The sequence below is a fragment of the Mycobacterium sp. smrl_JER01 genome, from assembly GCF_048513595.2.
Classification (GTDB): domain Bacteria; phylum Actinomycetota; class Actinomycetes; order Mycobacteriales; family Mycobacteriaceae; genus Mycobacterium.
In genome coordinates this window covers 567,760-583,866 of sequence record NZ_JBLXXK020000001.1, presented here as the reverse complement: position 1 = coordinate 583,866, position 16,107 = coordinate 567,760, and the positions used below count along the sequence as shown (strand labels likewise).

Sequence of the window (16,107 nt, the reverse complement as noted above, 5' to 3'; positions counted from 1 at the left end):
CTGAACGACGGCCGGAAAGATCGAGACCAGGATGAGGTCCGCGCAGACGTGACTGTGGAGTTGGCGCACCCCTCGACCGAACCTCTTGCGTCACGGTCGCCGACGGCGTCTGGCCATCCGCGCTGGTGGTTCCTCTGGACCACCCCCGGGCGCATCCTCAGCATCGGACTGGTGCTCGCCGCGTTGGTGGTCGCCAGCGCGTTCGCGACCTCGACGACGATCAACGACCGCCAGCAGGCGTTGACGACGGTGCTCAACCACACCGAGCCGTTGTCGTTCGCCGCCGGGCAGCTCTACACCACGCTGTCGGTGGCCGACGCCGCCGCGGCCACCGCGTTCATCGCCGGCGCCGAACCGCGCGCGGTGCGGCAGCGCTACGAGCAGGCCATCACCGATGCTTCCGTCGCGGTGACCCGCGCGTCGAGCGGACTGACCGAGGAACCGCTGGTCCAGCTGCTGGGCCGGATCAATGCCCGCCTGGCCGTGTACACCGGGCTGGTGGAGATCGCCCGGACCAACAACCGTGCGGGCAACCCGGTCGGTTCGTCGTATCTGTCGGAAGCGTCGGCCCTGATGCAGCAGCAGATCCTGCCCGACGCCCAACGGCTCTACGAGGAGACCTCGGCCCGGGTGGACGCCGAGACGACAGCCTCCACCCGGATTCCGACACCGGTGATCCTGGTGGTGGTCGCCACCCTGCTGTTCGGGGTGTTCGCCAACCGCTGGTTGGCCAAACGCACCCGGCGCCGCGTCAACGTCGGTTTCGTCGCCGGCGGCCTCGCCGTGTTGATCATGCTGATGTGGGTCGGCACCGCGCTGGTGATCTCGACCAGCGACAGCCGCAGTGCCAAGGAGACCGCCGCCGAGTCCCTCAAGACCGTCACCACGCTGGCGATCACCGCGCAGCAGGCGCGCGCCGACGAGACCCTGTCGCTGATCCGCCGCGGCGACGAGAACATTCGCAAGCAGTCCTACTATCAGCGCATCGATTCGATGAAGGAACAGCTCGCCCGCTACCTGGCTCGGGACGATTCGATCGACAAGACCGATCTGGCCGACGCCGGGGCGCTGCTGGACCGGTGGCGTGCCGCCGATGACCGGATCTCGGCCTACATCGCGGTGGGCAACTATCAGGCCGCGACGCAGGTCGCACTCGGCACCGGGGAGGACGACTCCACCCCGGCGTTCGACAAGCTCGACGAGGCGCTGTCCAAGGGCATCGAGCAGAGCCGCAACCAGTTGCGCAACGACATCGTCAATGCGCGCCGGGTGCTGTCCGGCGCGACGGTCGGCGCGGCTGCACTGTCGATCGCGGCGGCCGTGGCGGTGGCGTTGGGCATCTGGCCGAGACTGAGCGAGTACCGCTGATGAGTAATCCCGTGTCGAGCATCCCCTGGGCCAGGGGCCTGGGCGCACTGCTGCTGGCGGTGCTGGTGCTCGGCGGATGCTCGCAGGCGTCGCCGGTGGTGCCGACGCCCAGCGTCACACTCGCGCCGCCGACGCCCGCGGGGCTGGAGGAGCTGCCCCCGGAGCCGGCGCACGCTCCTTCGGCGGCAGACGACGACTGCGATCTGCACGCCAGCCTGCGGCCGTTCGACAACGAGGAGGACGCCGAGAACGCAGTGGCCAACATCAGGGCCCGCGGCCGCCTGATCGTGGGCCTGGACATCGGCAGCAATCTGTTCAGCTTCCGCGATCCGATCACCGGGGAGATCACCGGTTTCGACGTCGATATCGCCGGCGAGATCGCGCGTGACATCTTCGGTACCCCGTCGCAGGTCGAGTACCGGATCCTGTCCTCGGCCGACCGCATCGCCGCGCTGCAGAACAACGAGGTCGACGTGGTGGTCAAGACCATGACCATCACCTGCGAGCGCAAGAAGCTGGTCAATTTCTCCACCCCGTATCTGGCCGCCAACCAGCGCATTCTCGCCCCCCGCGACTCCAACATCAGGCAGTCGGCGGATCTGTCCGGCAAACGTGTCTGCGTGGCCAAGGGCACCACCTCGCTGGAACGTATCCAGCAGATCACGCCGCCCCCGATCATCGTGGGCGTGGTGACGTGGGCCGACTGCCTGGTCGCCCTGCAGCAGCGCCAGGTCGACGCGGTCAGTACCGACGACTCGATCCTGGCCGGGCTGGTGTCCCAGGATCCGTATCTGCACATCGTCGGGCCTTCGATGAACGAGGAGCTCTACGGCATCGGCGTCAACCTGCACAACCCGGACCTGGTGCGGTTCGTCAACGGCACATTGCAGCGGATCCGCCGGGACGGCACCTGGAACACGTTGTACCGCAAGTGGTTGACCGTTCTGGGCCCGGCCCCTGCTCCCCCGGTGGGGAGGTATACGGACTGATGACCGAACCGGACGACGTGGACACCGCCGCCGAGCTGGACGAGGGCCCGGGCACCCAGCCGGCGGGCTTCTCGGACCTGGCCGATGACACCATGTCGACAGTGCGGCCGATGGCCACGCAGGCGGTGTTCCGCCCCAACTTCTTCGACGACGACGATGACGACAGCGATGCGGTTCACAGCGGGGACACCGAACCGCAGTCCACGACGACGACGGTGACCCGCAAGATGTCTCCCACCCGCAGGCTCGGCGGCGGTCTGGTGGAGATCCCGCGGGTTCCGGCGCGAGATCCGCTCTCGGCGTTGATGACCGACCCGGTGGTGGCCGAGTCGAAACGGTTCTGCTGGAATTGCGGCCGTCCGGTCGGCCGCTCGACGAAGGACGGCAGGGCACTGTCGGAGGGCTGGTGCCCGCATTGCGGTAGCGCGTATTCCTTTCTGCCGCAGTTGAACGTCGGGGACATCGTGGCCGACCAGTACGAGATCAAAGGCTGCATCGCCCACGGTGGACTGGGTTGGGTGTATCTGGCGTTCGACAAGAACGTCAACGACCGGCCGGTGGTGCTCAAAGGACTGGTCCATTCCGGCGATGCGGAGGCACAGGCCATCGCCATGGCCGAACGTCAATTCCTCGCCGAGGTGACCCATCCCGGGATCGTCAAGATCTACAACTTCGTCGAACACGACGACAAACACGGCAACCCGGTCGGCTACATCGTGATGGAGTACGTGGGCGGCACCTCGCTCAAACAGGCCACCCGGCAGCGCAAGTCCGAACGCTCCCTGCTGCCGGTCGCGGAGGCGATCGGTTTCATGCTGGAGATCCTGCCCGCGCTCAGCTACCTGCACTCGCTCGGGCTGGTGTACAACGACCTCAAACCCGAGAACATCATGGTGACCGAGGACCAGCTCAAGCTGATCGACCTCGGCGCCGTGTCGCGGATCAACTCGTTCGGGTATCTCTACGGCACGCCTGGCTACCAGGCACCCGAGATCGTGCGCACCGGTCCGACGATCGCGACCGACATCTACACGGTGGGCCGCACCTTGGCGGCGCTGACGCTCAAACTGCGCACCCGAAAGGGCCGTTACGCCGACGGTCTCCCGGAAGAGGATCCGGTGCTGGCCGAGTACGACTCGTTCGGCAGGTTGCTGCGGCGCGCCATCGATCCCGACCCGCGGCGTCGCTTCGGCAGCGCCGAAGAGATGTCCAGCCAGCTGATGGGCGTGCTGCGGGAGGTCGTGGCCACCGACACCGGCACGCCGCGGCCCGGCCTGTCGACGACGTTCAGCCCGTCTCGGTCGACGTTCGGCATCGACCTGCTCGTCGCCCACACCGATGTCTATCTCGACGGTCAGGTGCACTCGGAGAAGTTGACCGCGCAGGAGATCGTCAGGGCGTTGCAGGTACCCCTGGTCGATCCGACCGACGTGGGTGCGACGGTGCTCTCGGCGACGGTGCTCAGCCAGCCGGTGCAGACCCTGGACTCGTTGCGCGCCGCGCGGCACGGCGCCCTGGACTCCGAGGGCATCGACCTGAGCCAGTCGGTGGAACTTCCCCTGATGGAAGTGCGCGCGCTGCTGGACCTCGGCGACGTCACCAAGGCCACCCGCAAGCTCGACGATCTGGCGAACCGGGTCGGTTGGCGCTGGCGGCTGGTCTGGTTCCGCGCCGTCTCGGAACTCCTGACCGCCGATTATGACTCGGCGACAAAGCATTTCAGTGAGGTGCTGGATACGTTGCCCGGCGAGCTGGCTCCCAAGCTGGCGCTGGCGGCGACCGCGGAGCTGGCCGGAACCCCCGACGAGCGCAAGTTCTACGACACCGTGTGGTCCACCGATCACGGGGTGATCTCGGCGGGCTTCGGCCTGGCCCGGGCACTGTCGGCAGGCGGTGACCGCGACGCCGCGGTCCGCACCCTTGACGAAGTCCCGGCCACCTCAAGGCATTTCACGACTGCACGATTGACCAGCGCGGTGACCTTGCTGTCCGGCCGGTCCACCAGCGAGATCACCGAGAAGCACATCCGCGACGCGGCCCGCCGGGTGGAGGCACTGCCCGACACCGAGCCCCGGGTTCTGCAGATCCGCGCGCTGGTCCTGGGCACCGCGATGGACTGGCTGGCCGACAACACCGCCAGCACCAACCACATTCTCGGCTTTCCGTTCACCGAGCACGGGCTGCAGCTCGGCGTCGAGGCCTCGCTGCGCAGCCTGGCCCGGGTGGCGCCGACCCAGGCGCACCGCTACGCGCTGGTCGACCTCGCCAACAGCGTCCGGCCCATGTCGACGTTCTGACCCAGCAACTACGGATTCGGTTGCTGCAAGACCGTGAAGTGCCGAGACCCCGTGCGCAGTCAACCGCATGTGGGTGACATACGGGCAAAACACCAGGTGAAGGTACATACATGTGATTTTCGGACGGATATGGTCAAGCGACGAATTCCGTAGTATCGTGACGCGCATCACAAGGTGAGTCATCGGCGCAGCTTTGAGACCCTAGGGCCCGATCCCTGACTGCACCCAACAACGAATCACGTGTTCGGCTGATTTCGTGTAGGGGAGTCCACATGTCCATATACGATCCACTGCCCGCATCGAGCACCCAGCGGGTGTTCCGGCCGGATCCGACCTCGTTCGAACTGCGCGAGGAGCAGCACCGAGCCACGTTCTCGGCGTGTGAACTGCCGCCGGCGACCGTGCTGGTGACCATCCACGGAGAGATCGACGCCACCAACAGCATGGCGCTGGCGCGCTATATCGAGAAGCGGCTGGGCGCGGCCCGCAAGCTGATCCTGGACCTGCAGACCGTCGAGTTCTTCGCGGCGTCGGGGTTTGCCGCGCTGTCCAACATCAACATCGTCTGTGCCCGCAGAGGTGTGCGGTGGAGTCTGCTGGCAGGCCCCCACGTTCGCCGGCTGTTGACGATCTGTGACCCGGTGCGTGAACTACCCGTCGCCGAGGCCGGCGGCAAGTATTCCCGTACACGCCCGGGCAATCGCCAGCTCCTCATTCGTGGGTATCACTAGCACCGTTGTCGGTGCTCCATCCGGGGAGATGCGGCGTGCGGTCCTGCTCGGGCTCTCGTTGAGGTGTTCGTCGAGCTCCACACCGAACGCCGTCAGGCCGGTCAGCGCGTCGCGGCGCACCGCCGCATCGTTCTCCCCGATCCCGGCGGTGAACGTGATCACGTCGGCCGCACCGAGGGTGGCCAGGTAGGCGCCGAGGTACTTGCGCAACCGGTGGATGTACACGTCGTACGCCAATTGCGCTGCGGGGTCGCCCGATTCGATGCTGCGGTGCAGCTCCCGGAAGTCGACCTGGCCGCCCAGGCCGCGCACCCCGGATTGGCGATTGAGCATCGTCTCGATCTCCTCGACCCCCATTCCGGCTGTACGCCAGAGATAGAAGATCAGGCCGGGGTCCACGTCACCGGAACGGGTCCCCATCACCAGACCCTCCATCGGGGTCAGGCCCATCGAGGTCTCGACCGGTCTGCCCCCGAGGATGGCCGACACCGAGGCGCCGTTGCCCAGGTGCGCCACGATCTGGCTGAGCGACTCCAGCGGCGCGCCGAGAAATGCCGCGGCCTGCTCGCTGACGTACTGGTGCGAGGTTCCGTGGAACCCGTAGCGCCGGATCTGCCATTCGTGCGCGACCTCGGCGTCGATGGCGTAGCTGGCCGCCGCCGGCGGCAGGTCGTGAAAGAACGCCGTGTCGAAGACCGCGATGTGTGGCAGGTCAGGCAACGCGTCGCGGGCCACCTCGATACCGAGGATCGCCGGCGGATTGTGCAGCGGTGCAAGCGGTGACAGATCCCGCAGTTGAGTGATGGTCTCCTCGTCGATGACGGTCGGCCGGTAGAGATTCGGTCCCCCGTGCACCACGCGGTGCCCCACCGCGACCAGTCCGAGTTCCTCGAGCCGGTGACCGTCGGCCGCCAGCGAGTCGAACACCACCTGCATGGCCTCGGCATGGTCGGCCACCCCGTGCCCGTCACCGCCCGAGTCCCCGATCCGCTCGACGATCCCGTCGGCGACGAGAGTGCCCGAATCCGGCTCGACAACAGCATATTTCACCGACGAGGAGCCGGAATTGAGTACCAGAACCGACCGCGCCACCGCACTCACCCCTGCGCCTGGATCGCCGTGATGGCCACGGTGTTCACGATGTCCTCGACCAGCGCACCCCGGGAGAGGTCATTGACCGGTTTGTTGAGGCCCTGCAGCACCGGGCCGATCGCGATGGCACCGGCGCTACGCTGCACGGCCTTGTAGGTGTTGTTGCCGGTGTTGAGGTCCGGAAAGATCAGCACGGTGGCGTGCCCGGCCACCGACGAATCGGGCATCTTGGTCTGCGCCACCGACGGCTCCACCGCGGCGTCGTACTGGATCGGGCCCTCGACCAGGAGCTCCGGAGCTCGGGAGTGCACCAGTTCGGTGGCCTTCCTGACCTTTTCCACATCGGCTCCGGTGCCCGACGTTCCGGTCGAGTAGGACAGCATCGCCACTTTCGGTTCAATGCCGAACTGCGCTGCGGTGCGTGCCGACGAGATGGCGATGTCGGCGAGTTGTTCGGCGGTGGGGTCGGGGACGATGGCACAGTCGCCGTAGGCCAGCACCTCGTGGGCCAGACACATCAGGAAGATGCTGGACACCGTGGAGACGTCAGGTTGGGTCTTGATGATCTCGAAAGCCGGCCGCACGGTGTGCGCCGTGGTGTGCCGCGCCCCGGACACCATCCCGTCGACCATGTCGTTGTGCACCAGCATGGTGCCGAAATACGAGACGTCGTGGATGATTTCGCGCGCCTGCTCCACCGTGATCCCCTTGTGCGCCCGCAGCTTCGCATACTGCTCGGCGAACTGGTCACACAGTTCGCTGGTCTGCGGGTCGAGGATGTCCGCGCTCGACAGGTCCAGTCCGAGTTCTGCCGCGCGCGCCCTGACCTGCGCTTCGTCGCCCAGAATGGTCAGATCGGCCACACCGCGGTGCAGCAGCCGACCGGCTGCCCGCAGGATGCGGTCGTCGTTGCCTTCGGGAAGCACGATGCGCTTGCGGTTCGCCCGCGCCCGATCGAGGAGTCGATACGCGAACATCTGCGGGGTGACCACCGACGGGATCGGAATGGCGAGGTGCTCGAGCAGTTCCGCGGTGTCGACGTGGGCTTCCATCAGTGTCAGCGCGGTGTCGATCTTGCGGTGTGACTTCGAGGTCACCCGCCCCCTGGTCGCGGCCACCCGGCTGGCGGTTTCGAAGGTGCCGAATCCGGTCTCGATGACCGGTAACCGCAGGCCCAGCCCGGATACCAGCGAGTCGATGGCCGGGTGCAGGGTCAGACCGCCGTTGAGGATGACCGCCGACAGCGACGGAAACCCTTCGGCGGCGTGCGCGCTGAGCACCGCGAGCACGACGTCGGAGCGGTCACCGGGGGTGATGACGGCGACGCCCTCGGTGAGGCGTTCCAGGACATGCTCGGCCGTCATCCCCGCTACCAGCACGTCGAGAACTTCACGATCGAGCAGGACGGAATCCCCCTGCACCAGCCTGCCTTCGACCGAGTTCTGCAGTTCGGCGACCGAGGGGGCCACCAGCAGCGGCTCCTCGGGCAGCACATAGCTTCGAGGGGCGACCTTGGCCAGTGCGTCGGCAACCTCGGCCAGCTGGTCCGGGTCACACCGGTTCACCACCACCGCCGCGGTGTAGGCGTGCTGGGCGGCGATCTCATCCATGCACACCTCGGTGACGTGGGCCACCTGGCTGGGCGTTCGTCCCTTGGCTTTGACCGCGAGCACCACCGGTGCGCCGAGATTGGCGGCGATCCGGGCGTTCACCGACAGCTCACTGGGCGCTGCCACATCGGTGTAGTCGGTCCCGACCACCAGCACCGCGTCGCATCGGTCGGCGACCCGGTGGAACCGGTCGACGATCTCGCTGAGCGCCGCGTCGGGATCGTCGTGCAGCTGCTGGTAGGTGACTCCGACGCAGTCCTCGTAGGGCAGGCCCGCGGTGGTGTGGTCCATCAGCAACTCAAGGATGTAGTCCCGTTCCTCCGTGCCCTCCGCCGTTCGGGTGTCGCCCCGGGTGATCGGACGGAACACGCCGACCCGGGCCGCCGTGGCCGAGAGCTGATGCAGGATGCCCAGCGCAATGGTCGATTTTCCGGTGTCACCTTCCGGTGACGCGATGTAGATGGGATATGTCGCTGCCTTGGGGGAATCGGGCACGTGTCAAAGCCTGCCCGTCAGCTGGCCGTCATGTCCACCGGTACCTGCAACGTGGCCAGCAGTCCGCGGTGGTCGGCGCCGGGCACCACGACGGTCTGCGCGATCGCCGCCGAACAGTTCTTCGTCAGAATATGGTCGATGCCGATGAGCGGTGGCCGCATCCCGCGTCCGGGATAGGTGCGTGCCAACCCGGCCCCGGCGTCGGCGCCGGCATCGCCGTACCCCTGCTCCAGCAGCCTCCGGAACGGAGCCATGTCGGCGGTGGCGTTGAAGTCCCCGGCCACGATCACCGCGCCCGCCCCCGCGGTGGTGCCCACCTCGCGCAGCGTGTCCGGAAAGCGTGTGATGTCGGAACGCCAAGTGCCGATCGGCATCGGCCACGGCGCGGCGAGGTGCACCGAGAGCACCGTGGCATCCACGCGCACCCCCGGAATGCGGATCCGGGCGCCCACCATCGGCAGTGCGTAGCCGTCGATGCGCCCGGAGTGCACCACAGGGTGCCTGCTCCAGATGCCGATTCCGGAGGCTTGGGGGGCAGGCACGATCACCCGGTGCGGGAACACCGCGTCCATTCCGGCCGCCGACAGCCCGTCGGCAGCCTCCTGCGTCATCTCCTGCACGGCCACGACGTCGGCGGTCGCGCCGGCCAAGGACACGAACGCCGCCGGGTCTGCTTGTCCCATACCGAGATTGGCCGTCAGAACCCGAACCTCCACAGCGGCCGGATCGGATGCCGGTGGACCCAGGTAGCGCGGCACATACACCCACATCAGCGCGACGGTGACCGCCACCGCGACCAGGGTGAGCAGCCAGCGTCTGCCGAGGACGAGCAGCAGCATCGCCACCGGCGCGGCGAGCGCGAGGTACGGCGCCGCCGCGGCGACGATGAGCGTCGGGTGCCCGGTGACGGGCAGATGGCGCACACCGAGCGCCGCCGTTGCGACGGCGAGGGCGGCCAGGCCCAACAGCGTCGCGAAAATCCGGATCATCCCGCCCGGGCCGGCGTCGTCTAACCGAGCTTGCGCAGCCTCGGTTCCAGGTCGCGCTGGAAGAGCTCCAGGAAGCGTCGCTGATCGTGACCGGGCGCGTGGAAGACCAGATGGTTGAGGCCGTAGCCGACATAGTCAGCGACTTTGGCCACCGCCTCGTCGGGATCGGAGGCGACGATCCAGCGCTTGGCGACCTGCTCGATGGGCAGCGCGTCGGCGGCCTTCTCCATCTCCATCGGGTCGTCGATGGAGTGCTTCTGCTCGGCGGTCAGCGACAGCGGCGCCCAGAACCTGGTGTTCTCCAGTGCCAACTCCGGATCCGTGTCGTAAGAGATCTTGATCTCGATCATCCGATCGATGTCCTGCGGATTCTTACCCGCCGCCTCGGCGCCCTCGCGCATCGCCGGGATCAGCTTGTCCTGGTAGAGCTCCGCGCCCTTGCCCGACGTGCAGATGAAACCGTCGCCGGCCCGGCCGGCGTACTTGGCCACCTGCGGTCCGCCCGCGGCGATGTAGATCGGGATGCCACCCTCGGGGACGTCGTAGATCGATGCGCCCTTGGTCCGGTAGAACTCACCCTCGAAGTCGACGCGGTCGCCGAGCCACAGCTCCCGCATCAGCCGGACCGACTCCCGCAGCCGCGCGTAGCGCTCCTTGAATTCCGGCCACTCCCCCTCGTATCCGGTGGCGATCTCGTTGAGAGCCTCACCGGTGCCCACACCGAGGAAGATCCGGCCCGGGTACAGGCATCCCATCGTGGCGAACGCCTGGGCGATGACCGCCGGGTTGTAGCGGAACGTCGGGGTCAGCACCGACGTTCCGAGCTGCAGCCGCTTGGTGCGCTCCCCCACCGCGGTCATCCACGCCAGCGAGAACGGCGCATGGCCACCCTCGTGCCGCCACGGCTGGAAGTGATCGCTCACGGTGGCGCTGTCCATACCGTGCTCTTCGGCGGCGACGGCGAGTTCGACGAGTTCGCGTGGCGCGAACTGCTCCGCCGACGCCTTGTAGCCCAGTTTCAGTTCAGCCATAACCTAGTTTCTACACTCGACCCATGGCACCGGTTCTGACGGCCGTCACCGACAACGTTCATTTCGCGCAGACCGACCTGGTGAACTGGACCCTCGTCACCGGCGGCTCCGGCGCCCAGGCCGGTGTCGTCCTGATCGACGCGGGCTTTCCCGGCAGCCGCGGCGACGTGCTGGAGTCGCTGGGCCGGCTCGGGTTCGGCGCTGCCGATGTCCGCGCAATCCTGTTGACCCACGCGCACATCGATCATTTCGGTTCGGCGATCTGGTTCGCCGCCGAGCACGGCACTCCTGTCTACTGTCACGCCGACGAAGTCGGTCATGCCAAGCGCGAGTATCTGGAGCAGGCCTCCCCCCTGGCCGTCGCCGCACAGGCGTGGCGGCCCCGCTGGCTCACCTGGTCGGTGGCGATCATCCGCAAGGGCGGTTTGCACCATGGCGGCATCGCCGGCACCGCCGCACTGACCGAGGAGGTCGCCGCCGCATTGCCCGGCGCGCCCAAGTGGGTCCCGACGCCCGGACACACCGGCGGGCACTGTTCCTATGTTGTCGACGGTGTGCTGGTCAGTGGGGATGCGCTGGTGACCGGCCATCCGGTGTCGACTCGGCGAGGCCCGCAGCTGCTGCCGCCGGTGTTCAACCACGACGAGGACGCCTGTCTGCGCAGCCTGGACGCGCTGGGCATGCTCGACACCGAAGTGCTCCTGCCCGGGCACGGTCCGCTGTGGCGGGGATCGGTCCGGGATGCGGTGAATCAGGCCAGCGTCTTGTAGCCGAGCAGGAAGATCGCCGTCAGTGTCAGGCCGCAGGCGATGACGATCGACGGCATCAGGATCATCGTGTCGAGTTCCTCGTCGTCGAGCACGTCGGATTCGAAGCGGCCGAACAGGACCCGGGCGATTCCGGTTCTGCGGAAGGTGTGCACAAGGCCCCGCACAGCTCTGCTGTCCCGGCGGCGACCGACGTACACCCGTGAGAGCGCGCCGACGATGAACGTCAGCGCGGCCGCGGCCAGGATCAGCCACCCGACGGTCGTCTGCGACACGTCCGCCAGCCTATCGCCCCGACCGGCCCTGCCGGGTGCGCCTTCTTCCCTGGTGACCGGTCATGCGAGCGTCTTGAGGAAGGCGACCGGATAGACCTCGCCGTCGGCCTGCAGCGGCTCGGACAACCGCGTGTAACCCATCGACAGGTACAGCGCGACAGCCTCGGGCTGGCGGTCACCGGTGGTCAGATAGATACGGGCGTAACCGCGTGCTGCGATGTCGGCTTCGAGCCGGGACACCAGCGCGCGGCCGTAGCCCCTGCGCCGGTGGTTCGCGTCGGTCCAGATCCGCTTGAGCTCCGCGGTGGTCGCGTCGAAACGCCGGAACGCGCCCCCGGTCACCGGTTTTCCGTCCACCAGCCCGATCCACAATCCGCCGTGCGGGGCGGTGAACTCCGCGGCTGGGTATCCGCGCAGCCAGGCCCCCACCTTGTCCCGGGAGCCCCCGTAGCGCTCGGCGTATTCGACAGCGAGCTCGTCGAGCAACGGTGCGGCCAGGGGGTCGTCCTGGGCGACGGCCACAAACCTCACACCGGGTCCCGACACGTCCGGCACACCGGCACCGGCGGATGGCCGGGCATTTCGAGGATGGTCCATCACTGGCCGCGCGTGTTCCCACGCCACCGCTCATCCATCAGATACGCCCTCCTCGTCGGCGCCCCTGCTCGTCGGGCGCGGGTTGCTGACTATAGCCACCGGCGTCCACCCCCTTCCCACAAAAACTTGACACATGTAAAGTTCGCCGGCATGGACAACATCCGCGGCAAGACCGTCGCCATCACCGGAGCGGCCCGAGGCATCGGATACGCGACGGCCGAGGCCCTGCTCAAGCGCGGAGCACGCGTGGTCATCGGCGACCGTGACGTGGCCCTGCAGGAGTCCTCGGTGGCCAGGTTGGGCAACCTCGGACCGGCATCGGGTTATCCGCTCGATGTGACCGACCGCGAATCCTTCGCGAGCTTCCTCGACAAGGCCCGCACCGACGGCGGCGGTCACATCGACGTGTTGATCAACAATGCCGGCGTGATGCCGATCGGCCCGTTCCTGGAGCAGTCCGAGCAGTCCATCCGTTCCTCCCTCGAGGTCAACCTCTACGGCGTGATCACCGGATGCCAGCTGGCCCTGCCGGACATGATCGCCCGTCGGCGTGGCCACATCATCAACATTGCGTCGCTGTCCGGGCTGATCCCGGTGCCGGGACAGGTCGTCTACGTCGGTGCGAAATTCGGCGTGGTCGGGCTGTCGGCGGCGCTGGCCGACGAGGTCGCACCGCATGGCGTGCACGTGTCGGTGGTGATGCCTCCGTTCACCAAGACCGAATTGATCTCGGGCACCAAAGAGACCGCGGGGACCAAACCGGTCGAGCCCGAGGACATTGCCGCGGCCATCGCGAAAACGCTTGACAAGCCGAAGACCCATGTGGCAGTCCCGCCGTTCCTGCGGTTCACCGCGCAGGCCGCTCAGATGCTGGGGCCACGCGGTCGCCGCTGGATGAACAAGAAGCTCGGCCTCGACCATGTGTTCCTGGACTTCGACACCACCAAGCGTCAGGGCTACGAACAGCGCGCGCAGTCCGCGCTCGGGGTGGTCGAAGGCCCGCAGAAGTAGGCCCTGCCGTCGGTAGGCCCGCCTTGCCTTCCGGTCGCCGAACCGTCACCTGCCGGACACCCAGAGGTTGACGATTCTTCGTGCTGCGTTCGCCGCACCCGGGGTATGCCCCTGTCGATCGACGCATGCCGCTGACACCGCTGCCGATTCCGAGGGGAACGCGACCACATGAGCGACGACGAGACGATATGAGCGACCACCACGACAGCGACCACCACGACAGCGACCCCGACGACCTCGACCGTGAGCTCCAGCAGATGTTGCGGGAAGCCGAAGAGACAGTGGCACAACTGAAGGACGCCCTGCGGGCGCGACGCAACCTCAGTGCGCAACATGCCGAAATCGACCGCCTGGAGGAGCATCTGGCGAACGCCCGGGTGCGCTGGACCGAGGTCCGGCAATTCCTCAACATCGTCTGGCGGGAGATCACCGCCGGAGCGAACACGGTGGCGAGCCGTCCGATCCAGCCCGGGCGGCCGGGCGCCAACGGGGGTGAGCCCGGTGCCTGAGCGCCGACATCTCACAATGCTGGCGGCCGCCGCGCTGACCCTGTCCGCCTGCGGAACCACCGTCGACCAGTCACCGCCGATCTCGGTGTCCGGATCGGCCACCGTCGCGCCGATCACCGAAGCGGTGGCCCGGGAGGTTTCGCCGTCGACGTCGCCGCCGAAGGCACGTTGGACGGATTCGCCCGGTTCTGCACCGGCCAGACGGCGATCAACAACGCCTCGGTCGCCATTCCCGGGCCCGGCGAACCCGTGGATTTCGTCGCACTGTGCGCCGAGAACGGAGTCGAATTCGTCGAAGTGCCTGTCGCACTGGATGCGCTGAGCATCGTCCGCAACGAGGACAACACGTTCGCGAGGGATCTGACGCTGGCCGAGCTGCGCAGTATCTGGTCACCGGACTCTGAGGTTCAGACCTGGCAGGACATCCGAACCGAGTGGCCCGATCGCGCCATCTCGCGCTACGGGAGACCACCAGGATCTGGCACCTTCGACTACTTCACCCACTTCGTGGTCGGTCAAACCGGTTCCATCACCGAGGATTATCGCAGCACCGACGACATGGCCGAGCTGTCCTCGTGGATCGCGAGTGATCCTGACGCACTGGGCTTCATGGGCGTGGGAAGTTACCTGGCCGCCGACGTAACCCATCGCGACCGGATGACCAACGTCGCGGTCGACGGAGTCCTGCCCTCGCTGGAGAACTCGCGCGAGGGCCGCTACAGCCCGTTGACGCGTCCACTGTTCCTGTACGTATCCACCGCCGCGCTCGACGAGGACCCACGCGTCGGCGACTTCGTGTCCCACTATCTGGAGAATGCGGCGGCGACCGTCCCGCGCGTCTACTTCTATCCGCTCTCCGCGGAGTCCTACCGGCTCGCCCAACAGCGCCTCGAACAGCGTTTCACCGGAACGGCTTTCGACGGCGACCCATTCTCCGAACGCTCGGTCATCGACGCGCTCAGCGGCTGAGCACGGCACGGTGTCATCTGTCGTTCATCTTGCGGACACGGACCGGACGTCCAGTCTTACCGTCGATGTTCTGCACTCGGCTATCCGTCGGTGTCCCCACCTACCTGATCCGAAACAGGAGCCCTTATGGCGGTCCCGTCGCCAACGCACCGCTCGACTCCCGATGAACACGTCAGCGACACCAAACCTGCGCGGCCACAACGGGGTCCACTCGATTTCCTGGGCCTGACCGGGCGTGCACAGCGCGGCGCCGACTGGCTCGGCGTGGCACTCGGCGTCTACGTCCTGATCACCGCGGTCAGCGTGATCGGCGCCGGCTTCAAGTCGGCTACCGGCGACCAGGCCGGCGAGTTGTTCCAGTTCGCCACCAATCCGCTGGTGGGGCTGATGATCGGCGTGTTGGCCACCGCGGCCACCCAGTCGTCGTCGACGACGACGTCGATCACCGTGGGACTGGTGGCCGGCGGCCTGCCGATCGAGATCGCGATACCGATCCTCATCGGCGCCAACATCGGTACCACGCTGACCAACACGTTGGTCAGCGTCGGCATGGTGGCCAACAAGGACGACATCCGCCGGGCGTTCTCGGCGGCCACCGTCCACGACTTCTTCAACCTGCTGGCAGTTGCGATCTTCCTGCCGCTGGAGATCGCGTTCGGCGTGCTGCGCCGCACCTCCGAATGGCTGGCCGCGCAGGCTTCGGGCAGCGACGGCGGCATTGTCGCCGCGATCTTCGGCGCGATCGGCTCCTTCGTCTCCGCAGTGACCGACCCGGGCGCGGACGGTATCGAGTGGCTGGTCGGGCCGTTGCCGGACCCCTGGGCCGGCATCGTGCTCATCGTGATCGGTATCGCACTGATCCTGCTGGTCATCAATCTCATCGGCCGGCTGCTGCGCGTGCTCATGGTCGGCAGGGCGGCCCAGGTCCTGCATGCGGCCATCGGCCGCGGGCCGTTGACCGGCATCGCGTCGGGGGCTGTGGTGACCACGATGGTGCAGTCGTCGTCGACGACCACCAGCCTGGCGGTGCCGCTGGCCGGCTCCGGCACGTTCTCGCTGCGCCAGATCTATCCGTTCACCGTCGGGGCGAACATCGGCACGACGGTGACGGCGCTGATCGCCGCGTTCGGGTTCACCGGAATCGAGGCCACGCTGGCGCTGCAGGCGGCGTTCGTGCACCTGTTGTTCAACCTGTTCGCGACCGCGCTCATCTTCGGCACCCCCATGCTGCGGACGCTGCCGCTGCGCGGCGCCACCTGGCTGGGCAACCTCGCCGCGCAGCGCAAGGTGTATGCGGTGGTGTGGGTCCTCGGCGTCTTCGTGGTTCTGCCGTTGGGATTGATCGCGGTCACCAGCATGGTCTGAGCCACTCACGCC

15 protein-coding genes are annotated in these 16,107 nt (G+C 67.3%); 9 read left to right on the top strand and 6 right to left on the bottom strand.

The features are described 5' to 3' along the window. Nucleotides 1-48: 48 nt before the first annotated feature. From glnX to ACNUDN_RS02740, 4 genes are all read left to right on the top strand, one after another. Nucleotides 49-1,368, top strand: coding sequence for a protein kinase G-activating protein GlnX (gene glnX, locus ACNUDN_RS02755; protein ID WP_419120522.1), 1,320 nt, complete (start codon nt 49-51; stop codon nt 1,366-1,368). Then, the gene (locus ACNUDN_RS02750; RefSeq protein WP_419120521.1) at nt 1,368-2,357 is read left to right on the top strand and encodes a glutamate ABC transporter substrate-binding protein; all 990 of its coding nucleotides are present in this window, start codon (nt 1,368-1,370) and stop codon (nt 2,355-2,357) included. Before glnX ends, ACNUDN_RS02750 begins: the two co-directional genes overlap by 1 nt. Then, nucleotides 2,357-4,654: a serine/threonine-protein kinase PknG gene (locus tag ACNUDN_RS02745; RefSeq protein WP_419120520.1), complete on the top strand. Its 2,298-nt coding sequence runs from the start codon at nt 2,357-2,359 to the stop codon at nt 4,652-4,654. Before ACNUDN_RS02750 ends, ACNUDN_RS02745 begins: the two co-directional genes overlap by 1 nt. A gap of 272 nt (nt 4,655-4,926) precedes the next feature. Further along, nucleotides 4,927-5,385 carry an STAS domain-containing protein gene (locus tag ACNUDN_RS02740; protein ID WP_419120519.1) on the top strand — a complete coding sequence of 153 codons (459 nt, stop codon included), beginning with the start codon at nt 4,927-4,929 and terminating at the stop codon, nt 5,383-5,385. On the opposite strand, the gene ACNUDN_RS02735 is transcribed toward ACNUDN_RS02740, so the two are convergent. The 4 genes from ACNUDN_RS02735 to fgd are packed head-to-tail and all read right to left on the bottom strand — an operon-like array spanning nt 5,305 to nt 10,602. Beyond that, nucleotides 5,305-6,477, bottom strand: coding sequence for an acetate kinase (locus ACNUDN_RS02735; protein ID WP_419120518.1), 1,173 nt, complete (start codon nt 6,475-6,477; stop codon nt 5,305-5,307). The two genes, ACNUDN_RS02740 and ACNUDN_RS02735, sit on opposite strands and share 81 nt — an antisense overlap. 5 nt (nt 6,478-6,482) lie before the next feature. Next, the gene (gene pta / locus ACNUDN_RS02730; protein ID WP_419120517.1) at nt 6,483-8,582 is read right to left on the bottom strand and encodes a phosphate acetyltransferase; all 2,100 of its coding nucleotides are present in this window, start codon (nt 8,580-8,582) and stop codon (nt 6,483-6,485) included. 17 nt (nt 8,583-8,599) lie between these two features. Beyond that, complete coding sequence (locus ACNUDN_RS02725) at nt 8,600-9,571, bottom strand: endonuclease/exonuclease/phosphatase family protein (RefSeq protein WP_419120516.1); 972 nt, start codon at nt 9,569-9,571, stop codon at nt 8,600-8,602. A 20-nt stretch (nt 9,572-9,591) separates the two neighbouring features. Next, nucleotides 9,592-10,602, bottom strand: coding sequence for a glucose-6-phosphate dehydrogenase (coenzyme-F420) (gene fgd, locus ACNUDN_RS02720; protein WP_419120515.1), 1,011 nt, complete (start codon nt 10,600-10,602; stop codon nt 9,592-9,594). A gap of 23 nt (nt 10,603-10,625) precedes the next feature. Here fgd and ACNUDN_RS02715 point away from each other — a divergent pair, with 23 nt between their 5' ends. Further along, entirely contained in the window at nt 10,626-11,372 is a 747-nt protein-coding gene (locus ACNUDN_RS02715) for an MBL fold metallo-hydrolase (protein ID WP_431959287.1), read from the top strand. Here ACNUDN_RS02715 and ACNUDN_RS02710 read toward each other — a convergent pair. Both ACNUDN_RS02710 and ACNUDN_RS02705 read right to left on the bottom strand, forming a co-directional pair. Next, nucleotides 11,354-11,644, bottom strand: a complete 291-nt coding sequence (locus tag ACNUDN_RS02710; RefSeq protein ID WP_419120514.1) for a hypothetical protein — start codon at nt 11,642-11,644, stop codon at nt 11,354-11,356. The two genes, ACNUDN_RS02715 and ACNUDN_RS02710, sit on opposite strands and share 19 nt — an antisense overlap. A 60-nt stretch (nt 11,645-11,704) precedes the next feature. Further along, nucleotides 11,705-12,166, bottom strand: a complete 462-nt coding sequence (locus ACNUDN_RS02705) for a GNAT family N-acetyltransferase (protein WP_419124986.1) — start codon at nt 12,164-12,166, stop codon at nt 11,705-11,707. Nucleotides 12,167-12,391: 225 nt separating this feature from the next. Between ACNUDN_RS02705 and ACNUDN_RS02700 the strand changes: the two genes are divergently transcribed. From ACNUDN_RS02700 to ACNUDN_RS02685, 4 genes are all read left to right on the top strand, one after another. After that, nucleotides 12,392-13,252: an SDR family oxidoreductase gene (locus ACNUDN_RS02700; protein ID WP_419120513.1), complete on the top strand. Its 861-nt coding sequence runs from the start codon at nt 12,392-12,394 to the stop codon at nt 13,250-13,252. A gap of 188 nt (nt 13,253-13,440) precedes the next feature. Then, nucleotides 13,441-13,761: a hypothetical protein gene (locus tag ACNUDN_RS02695; protein ID WP_419120512.1), complete on the top strand. Its 321-nt coding sequence runs from the start codon at nt 13,441-13,443 to the stop codon at nt 13,759-13,761. Nucleotides 13,762-13,929: 168 nt separating this feature from the next. After that, complete coding sequence (locus ACNUDN_RS02690; protein WP_419120511.1) at nt 13,930-14,730, top strand: substrate-binding domain-containing protein; 801 nt, start codon at nt 13,930-13,932, stop codon at nt 14,728-14,730. A gap of 126 nt (nt 14,731-14,856) precedes the next feature. Then, nucleotides 14,857-16,095 carry a Na/Pi cotransporter family protein gene (locus tag ACNUDN_RS02685; protein WP_419120510.1) on the top strand — a complete coding sequence of 413 codons (1,239 nt, stop codon included), beginning with the start codon at nt 14,857-14,859 and terminating at the stop codon, nt 16,093-16,095. Nucleotides 16,096-16,107 lie beyond the last annotated feature (12 nt).